Below are 8,030 nucleotides of genomic sequence, written 5' to 3' on the forward strand. Positions count from 1 at the left end.
CGCCTCTGCAATGTGCTTTTAGGGTGAAAACTCGGCTAGAAAGTGGTGATTTTTATGTTGTCTAAGTTCTTTTTACCAAAAAACTGTACGCCCAAGTCGTTTGCAACTTAGTAATATCTTGATTCGATGAGAGGGTTAACGATTTATTCTGAAAATTCTCTTGAAATTTTTTGTAAGAATTGAAAGAGACAAAATTCAGTTTATATTTTTCAAATATTTTGTTCCAAGCCTCACGCGTTTCAGAGTTGTCTTCGATCAGAATAATATTTTGCGCTGCTGTGATTTTTGATTCATGTAAACAATAGAAGAAGTTTGTTTTTTGTAAATTTATTAAGCATAATTAAGTTTATGCGCACTGATGGTCAGTTTAAAAGCTAAATTGAATATTTAACTAAATTTGTGGGTTTTATTGTGAATATATTTGGATTTGAAAATTACATTGATAAAGGTATAGGTGGGTTGAATCCAAAACTAAAATGGGCATGGAAGCCAGCCTATTGGAATTTAATTAAAAATCCAAAGCCTATTCTTTCTTTTGATTCTAAAATTGTTATTCACTTAGAAAAAGAGTTCAAAAAAGGTTATACGCTTTTGCTTTCTAGAAAAAATCCTATGATAGGAAATATCATGCGAGAACTGAAGAAAAAGAAAATTCCTTTTCTATACATCAATTGGGACGAGTTCATTGAAGAAGGGATAGTTTACTTTGATGAATCAAAAAATGCCTATCAACTTAGATATAAAAAACATAGTTTTGATCTTAAAAAAGTAAAATCTATTTATATGGATTACTTCGAGCTGTTAGAAGTCTTTCATTTCAAAAGAACAAAATTTAACAATAAAGAAAAAGTTTTTTTGGCTAGGTGGATTGAATCTTTAAAAACCCTAGAGGCTGTTTGTCCAGGCGCTAAATGGTTTCCGTCAAAGCCAATGAGTATTGCTTTTGAAGTGCAGAATAAATTTGTAGAGCTATTACAGGCAAAAAGGATTGGATTTAATATTCCCAAAATGATTTATTCTAATGATTATAGAGAAGTTCAAAAATTCTTAATGGATAGAAAATCGATTATTAAAGAATCGGGTCTGAAAGCATTTTTCAAAGGAAACAATACACAACTAATTTTTAATTCTACAGTTGTTGATCCTTCTAATAAGAAGCTTAAGAACTTACAGAATACACCGTGCATGTTTCAGGAATTTATTGATAAAAAATATGATTTACGAGTAGTGGTGATTGGAAATAAAGTTTTAGCAGCGAAAATTGAATCACGAAAGGATAAGAGGGCAACTAGTGACTGGAAAGGTAGAGAGCATCTAGTTCCCTTTAAACCTTACAAACTTCCAATCGCAATTGAGAAAAAATTAGTTCAATTTATGAAAAGCTTGGATTTTAAAATTGCTAATTTTGATTTAGTTCGAGGAATCGATGGAAAGTATTATTTCTTAGAAATGAATCGCCCAGGGCAATGGTTTTTTATCGAAGCTCTTTCAGGGATTCCGGTTACTAAAACTTTAATTTCAAATTTTTGATTATAAAAATAAATATTAAAAATTACTTTCTAATCTTTAAAGATCAACTGAATAGGTTCCAGTGGGCGCTTTTCGTCTTCTGGGACATTCATGGCTTTTTGGTCTTCGACGGAGATTTCTCTGGTTTCTGTATCTTCAGGTAATTCGAAATCCACTGCGGGTAAGTAGCTTGCGTATTCTTTCATGTATTGCGTCCAGATTGGAACTCCGCCTGAGGATCCTGTGAGTTTTGCCGACGTGTTGTCGTCATAGCCGACCCATGCAACAGCAACATGAAGTGGAGTGAAGCCTGCAAACCATGCGTCTTTGAAATCATTTGTTGTTCCGGTTTTTCCAGCAGCAGGGTGAGTGAATCCACTCAAGCGTGCGCCAACGGCTGTTCCGCTTATTATGGTTTGCTTCATCATTCCTACTAAAATTGCAGCGTCGTCTTTTTCGATGGTTTGATCTTTTTCAATCACGTGCTCGAATATAACTTCGTCCTCTAGGCTTTTGATTTTTCTAATCATGGTGAGCTTTGTTTTTTCTCCGAGTCGAGCAAGTGTCGAGTAAGCTTGAAGAACCTCGAGTGCCGGAAGCTCAAAAACTCCCAATGTCAAAGCAGGGAAGGCCTTCATTGGACTTTCGATTCCGGCAGCTCTGGCAGCATCAATGATATTCGCCAATCCGATCTTTACACCGAGGGAAGCCGTTGCCGTGTTCAGAGAACTCTTGAGAGCAAAGTACATCGGTATTTGGCCGTAATATTTTCCACCGTAGTTTTTTGGGCTCCACTCTTGACCTTCGTACTTCATCTTGAACTTTTCATCGTTCAACAAAGTCAATGGTTGGTACGGCTCTCCCGCATCATCCACACTTTCCAGTGCAGATAGGAAAACAAAAGGCTTAATGATGGATCCAACTTGTCTTCTGGATTGAATGGCTCTGTTGTATTGAGAAACTTTAAAGCTTCTTCCGCCAACTATCGCTTGAATGTGGCCATTCGTGGGATCTGCACTGATCAATAGTCCTTCGAGAACTTTTTTATTTTTTTCTTTGAGTTCTTTTACGATCTTGTTATTTTTTTCTAAGTTTTCGATTCCCATTTTGACAGCTCTCTGGGCAGCCTCTTGAGCCTTGAGATTCAATGTGGTTTCGATTTTTAATCCAAAGGTTCCATCCACTCCCGCGTCTTCAAGCTCTCTCATGACGGCATCCACAAAGTACGGGGCAGGCTCTGATAAAACTTTTTGCGGAGCCTTTGGGAGTGGCGCTGCACTTGCTGTTGTCATCTCTTCTTCGGAAATAGTTTTTTCTTCGAGAAGTTTTGTTAGAACTTTTTGTCTTCTCTCAAAGGCATTTTCTGGATTTCTAAATGGATTGAATAATCCTGGGCTATTTACAATGGCCGCCAGCAGTGAGCATTCAGGTAAATCCAATTCAGTGAGTGGTTTTCCAAAATAATATTCTGCAGCCGCTCCAAATCCTCGAATTTGAAAAGAACCGTTTTGCCCCATATAAATTTCATTGATGTAGGCCTCTAGGATGTCATCTTTTGAGGATTTTGTTTCAATGAGAAGTGCCATGAAAACTTCTTTGAATTTTCTAGAGAAAGTTCTTTCATGAGTTAAGAAATAATTTTTCACGAGCTGTTGCGTGATGGTTGATCCGCCTTGAACCACTTTTCCAGAAACCGTATTTCGTAAAAAAGCTCTTGCGATTCCGATGACGCTGATGCCTTGATGTTCTAAAAACTTTTGATCTTCAATGGCGAGAAGGGCGTTCAAGCAAATTGGCGGAGCATCACCCAGCTGTACCATACTTCTCATGATAGGTTCTTTGCCGTAAAACTGAGCGAAAAGTACGGGCTCAAGTTCGGTCAGCGTAATAGCCGTGGAATCCACATCATACACGTCGATAATTATATTTTCAGCAGAGAGTGCAATGGTGTGCGTGCCTGAAGATTTTTTAAGGACAATGCATTTTTCAACTCCATCTTCCATATCGCGAAGTCGCTCTTCACAGAGTTCTTTGGGCCAGAGAGAGTAATCGTGTTCTGCGAGGGCTTGAGAAGCCTCGCGCTGTCTGAATCCCGCAGTTTTTAAAGCATCGATGATTTCGCTGGGACTGGCCCTTACCCCTTTGAAATATTTTATGGGTGCGGAATAAAATTCTAAAGGAGGGGAGAATCGTTTTTTTTGCAGTTGAGTATCAATTTGACTATTGAGAGCGAGAATCCAACTTATAAAAAGTGAAGTGATGATGACAAGCGTCGCGCCCGCGCCGATAGCAACGTACTTTCGTTTGATGTTTTTTGCCCATTCATAATTTTTTAAAATGGGCTCATTCCATCTTGATGATGGTTTGTTTTCATTGTCGCTTGACATAACTGTCTATACTCCGCTCTAGTAATGTTATGAAATTATCAAATCATCAATTAGAAGTCATGGTTAATCGAGTTTTCCAATTTTGGAAGCAAAAAAACATCGCCACTTTCAAAGTCGACGAAAAGGTAGCTTTCAAAAGAGCAGTTGAAGTTCTCAAAAATGAATTCGAAAAAGAAAAACAAATTGAACTCGAAGCTCGCACCATGGTGGAGAGCCTTGAAAAACAAAATCCAGACATGGAGCCTCACAAGATGTTTTTGATGATCAAAAAGAAGCTCGCTAAAGATAAAGGACTCGTTTTATGATGCTTTCAGATGATAGAAAATCCCATTTTGCCCATCTTTTGTGCGATACGCTTTATGATGATGATTTAGTGGATTTTACGGAAGATGCCGTGGCACTGAGACATGCGAAAGACGGAATCGATGCTTTCCTAAATGAACTCGAAGCGATTGATGGCTCGGTCCGCACTAAAATTCTATCACTTAAACGTGGAGTGGTGGAAGGTAGCCCGGAATGGGATACGATGTACAGAAAGTACTACGAAGAAGAAATCCAAAGAAAAAACAAAGCATAGCAGTATTTTAGAGGGCTTAGCCATCTATAGACTTGACTCATATAAGCTACACTTCTACTCTTTCCGTAATTAGTAAGTACTGAATGAACGCGGGACAAGCGTAGAGGGTTTTATGAAATCATTTTTTGTTCTTTTGTTAACGATCGTTTCTGCTCAGACCTTTGCGGGTGATATTAACTGGTCTGGTAAATATCAAATCGAATCTCAACTTTTGAAAAATCCAAATTTAGGGAAAAGCGAAAGAGAATACTCTTACTTCAACCATCACTTGGTTTTAAATCCTCACATCATCGCAGCAGACGGAATCACGATTCATTCAAGATTTGATATCTTCAATAATTCTGATTACCCAAATTCGCAATTCGGAGAATTCTTTGGTGGTTCAGAAACTCCTTCAGAGAAAAAAGCAGCAACTGGTGAATTGGAATCCGAAACTTTAGCGGTGACAGAACTTTACTTAACTTGGACTCAGCAGTTCGGTTCACTCTTGGCGGGTAGAGCGCCGGTACAATTCGGTTTGGGAATTACACACAATGCGGGCAATGGAGAGTTTGATCACTGGTTTGATAGAAAAGATCTTGTTGGTTACAAATTCGTCATGGGCAATATGTTCTTTATGCCGATGTACGGAAAAGTGAACGAAGGTGACGCAGAAACTGACGATGATATTCGTGATTACATGTTGCACTTTGGATATGAGAATCTAGATACGGATTTAGAAATTGGTTTGTTCTTCCAACAAAGAAAAGCAAATCCTGCTGGAAATGATCTAGCTTTACCAACGCCACCAACAGATATTTATAACGACTCTGCAAACACTGACGGAACATCTAACTATAGCGTTAAGACTTATAACTTATACGTGAAAAAGAAAAATGGTCCGTTCAATGTTGGGATTGAAGCTTCAATGCAAGATGGAGATACGGGTTTAATTTCTGTGGGCACAGGAGAAAAAATCCAAATAGATGCTTACGCAATTGCTGCGGAGTTATCTTATAAACCAGAAGGTTCAAAATGGGATTACGATCTTAAACTTGGAACAATCAGTGGCGATGATAAAAACACATCTTCGACATATGAAGGATATTTAGTTGATCGCAACTATGATATCGCACTTCTTCTCTTCAACTATCAATTGGGCTCTGGAACGGACACGATCGGTAACGAAAATTATATCGATGAAACCACAGGTGGAAAAACTAAAGTGGACGTAGGTCAGCTTTCAAACGCAATGTACTTTGCTCCGGGATTCAACTGGAAGTGGAGTGACAAGTGGGGAATGAAGGGTAGATTTACTTACGCGCAACTTTCTCAAGAAAGACAAGCGGGACAATCAAAAGACTTAGGTTATGAAATTGATTTTAGCATTTACTACCGTCCGTTTGAAAGATTTGTTGTTCAAATGGATACAGGTTACCTCATGACGGGCGATGCCTTTAAAGGCGCCGGCACTCTAGAAAATGATGATGCTTATGGAATTTTAACAAAAGCAGCGATTAGCTTCTAATCACCTTTGCACCACACCTTTGAAGTGGAGCTAATCGTGGCCTTTGTGCCCGGGGAAACCCGGGCTTTTTTTTTGCTTTTCTTCGCAAGTGATTCTAGAAACTAAAAAAGGGTGGCTGTTTAGGCCACCCTTAGGAGTTAGAAAGGAGTTGTGCATTCCTCGCACAATTTAAAAACCGAAATTAATTAGATACTAATATCCAGTGTAAGGAGTTGGTCCCGCACGTTGTTGTTGACCATTCATAGTTGGAAGGCCTGTGTTCTGTTGTTGATATTGGTTAGCCATTGCAAAGTTATTTGCAGATGGATTGTACATGATTCCGTTTTGTTTGCGGTAGTCCACTTGTTGTTGTGGGTTCATACCTGAAAGAATCGATGTGCTCACACCAGCGAAAGTTCCGGCTGGATTTGTTGAATCATACTGTTGCAAGTTGCCGTTCTGTCCTGCATTGAATTGTGTGTTTGTACCAGTGCCATTTGTTGGGCTGTACACTCCGTTTTGTCCCGCAATTGTTGGTGAACCAGACAAAGTATAGTCTAAAGTTATAAGTCTCTTGTCTGTGATCGCAGGAGCTAATGGTTCGATTAGAGTTTGGTAGCTAGCAGTTCTTTGGTCTCTCAGCTGAGTGATCAAAGTGCTTTCTCCAGCTTTTGGAGCAGGTAAAGATCTTTTGATAGATTCTCTGTAACCTGCGATTTGTTTTTCCATTCCGTAAACTAAATTTTTTCTTTCGATAGAGCGTTGATCGAGTTCCAATTGAGCTTGGGCATTGAAGCCATACATTCTTTGCATATTTTGTAAATCAGCGATGCGTGTATCAAGAGATTCAATATTTTGTACTTGAGCTTCTAAACCTCTGCTAAATGACTCTTCGCTTCTCTTTGTTTGCATAGATTGAATCGCAATTCTAACATCCGCAGAAAGATCTCTATCGTCTTTTACAAACTTAGCGATTCTGTTTAAAAGTTTTGTTTGCTCTTTAACTTCTAAAGAATCATCCAAAGCAATTTCAGCGATAAGGTCCGCTACGTCTTCTTTGAATAGGCCGCGAGCTTCAGCTGTAGCTTTAGATTTTTTCTGAAATAAGAATTTCTTTTCTTTTTTGAAACACTTAAGTCTATCGTCGTAATCACCTTCAGAGCAGAATTTTTCTTCGACGTCTTCAGAGTCTTCATCTGAAGCTACATCTGAATTTTGGGATGCCATGAGTTTTTCCACTAACAATTCGTTTTCTTCGTCAGTGAGTGGCTTTTTACTTCTTATTTTTTCAGTGATATCTGAAAGGGCTTTAACTTGTGAATTTTTTTGTGATGAAATGTCAACAGCACAGTCTTTGCCTATGCAACCTTCTCCTTCTCCTACTTTAACAGAAGATTGTGAGCCTCTTGATTTGTCAGCTTCAATTTTTGCTTTTTTATCAGCTTCTTCTCTTTCTTTCTTTTCTCTTTCTGCTTTTACTTCAGCAGTTTCTGTTTGTGTCGTAGGTGCAGCTTTTGGCATTTTTCCAGCAAGCGTTGCATCGACTCTAGTTGATGGTGATACGCCTCTTTGTGCAGAATTTCTTGCGCCAGAACTTGGTAAATTTTGAGCAAGTGTAATGCTCTCTTCTTGTTGGCTTGAATTATTTAAGTAGCTCAAGTGATTGGCTTGGCTAAATGGGTTGAAGCTAGTTAATGCGCACAAGGCTACGAATAACCCTGGTACAGCTAAAAGCTTTCTATTAGATAACGTTTTCATATAATAAGTCTCCTTTTTCGATTACTCCTACCATATACATATCCAATTCCTGATCCATGTTGGCATCTTGTGATTTTTATAAATCATTGAAATTACTATGTATTTTCGAAATCAAAATCGTCTTGAAATTAGACAGCTGTAAAGCCCGGAAGCCTTTTAAAAAATCGATTCAAAATTTTAAGCGAAATCAGAGACTTACGACTGTGCACTTTTGTAACAGGCAAAAAAGCAGAAATTGACGGTTTTTGTCATGTAGGATAGCTATTCCAAAAGGTGCTTAGTCGCTTTTGGCGACTCACATGGTCGCCAAAAG

6 protein-coding genes are annotated in these 8,030 nt (G+C 38.5%); 4 read left to right on the forward strand and 2 right to left on the reverse strand.

What is annotated here, in order from left to right; genetic code table 11:
* The first annotated feature begins 411 nt into the window (after positions 1–411).
* Entirely contained in the window at positions 412–1,530 is a 1,119-nt protein-coding gene (locus V4596_01575) for a hypothetical protein (GenBank protein MES2767809.1), read from the forward strand.
* A 29-nt stretch (positions 1,531–1,559) separates the two neighbouring features.
* On the opposite strand, the gene V4596_01580 is transcribed toward V4596_01575, so the two are convergent.
* Positions 1,560–3,896 (reverse strand): PBP1A family penicillin-binding protein, encoded by a 2,337-nt coding sequence (locus tag V4596_01580; protein MES2767810.1) that lies wholly within the window; start codon positions 3,894–3,896, stop codon positions 1,560–1,562.
* Between the two features lie 29 nt (positions 3,897–3,925).
* Between V4596_01580 and V4596_01585 the strand changes: the two genes are divergently transcribed.
* From V4596_01585 to V4596_01595, 3 genes are all read left to right on the forward strand, one after another.
* The gene (locus tag V4596_01585) at positions 3,926–4,201 is read left to right on the forward strand and encodes a DUF507 family protein (GenBank protein MES2767811.1); all 276 of its coding nucleotides are present in this window, start codon (positions 3,926–3,928) and stop codon (positions 4,199–4,201) included.
* Entirely contained in the window at positions 4,198–4,473 is a 276-nt protein-coding gene (locus V4596_01590) for a DUF507 family protein (protein ID MES2767812.1), read from the forward strand. Before V4596_01585 ends, V4596_01590 begins: the two co-directional genes overlap by 4 nt.
* 112 nt (positions 4,474–4,585) lie before the next feature.
* Positions 4,586–5,980, forward strand: a complete 1,395-nt coding sequence (locus V4596_01595) for a hypothetical protein (protein ID MES2767813.1) — start codon at positions 4,586–4,588, stop codon at positions 5,978–5,980.
* Between the two features lie 192 nt (positions 5,981–6,172).
* Here the strand turns inward: V4596_01595 and V4596_01600 are convergent, their stop codons facing one another.
* Positions 6,173–7,717, reverse strand: a complete 1,545-nt coding sequence (locus V4596_01600; protein ID MES2767814.1) for a hypothetical protein — start codon at positions 7,715–7,717, stop codon at positions 6,173–6,175.
* Between the last annotated feature and the right edge of the window lie 313 nt (positions 7,718–8,030).

This window comes from Bdellovibrionota bacterium (assembly GCA_040386775.1).
Lineage (GTDB): Bacteria > Bdellovibrionota > Bdellovibrionia > Bdellovibrionales > JAEYZS01 > JAEYZS01.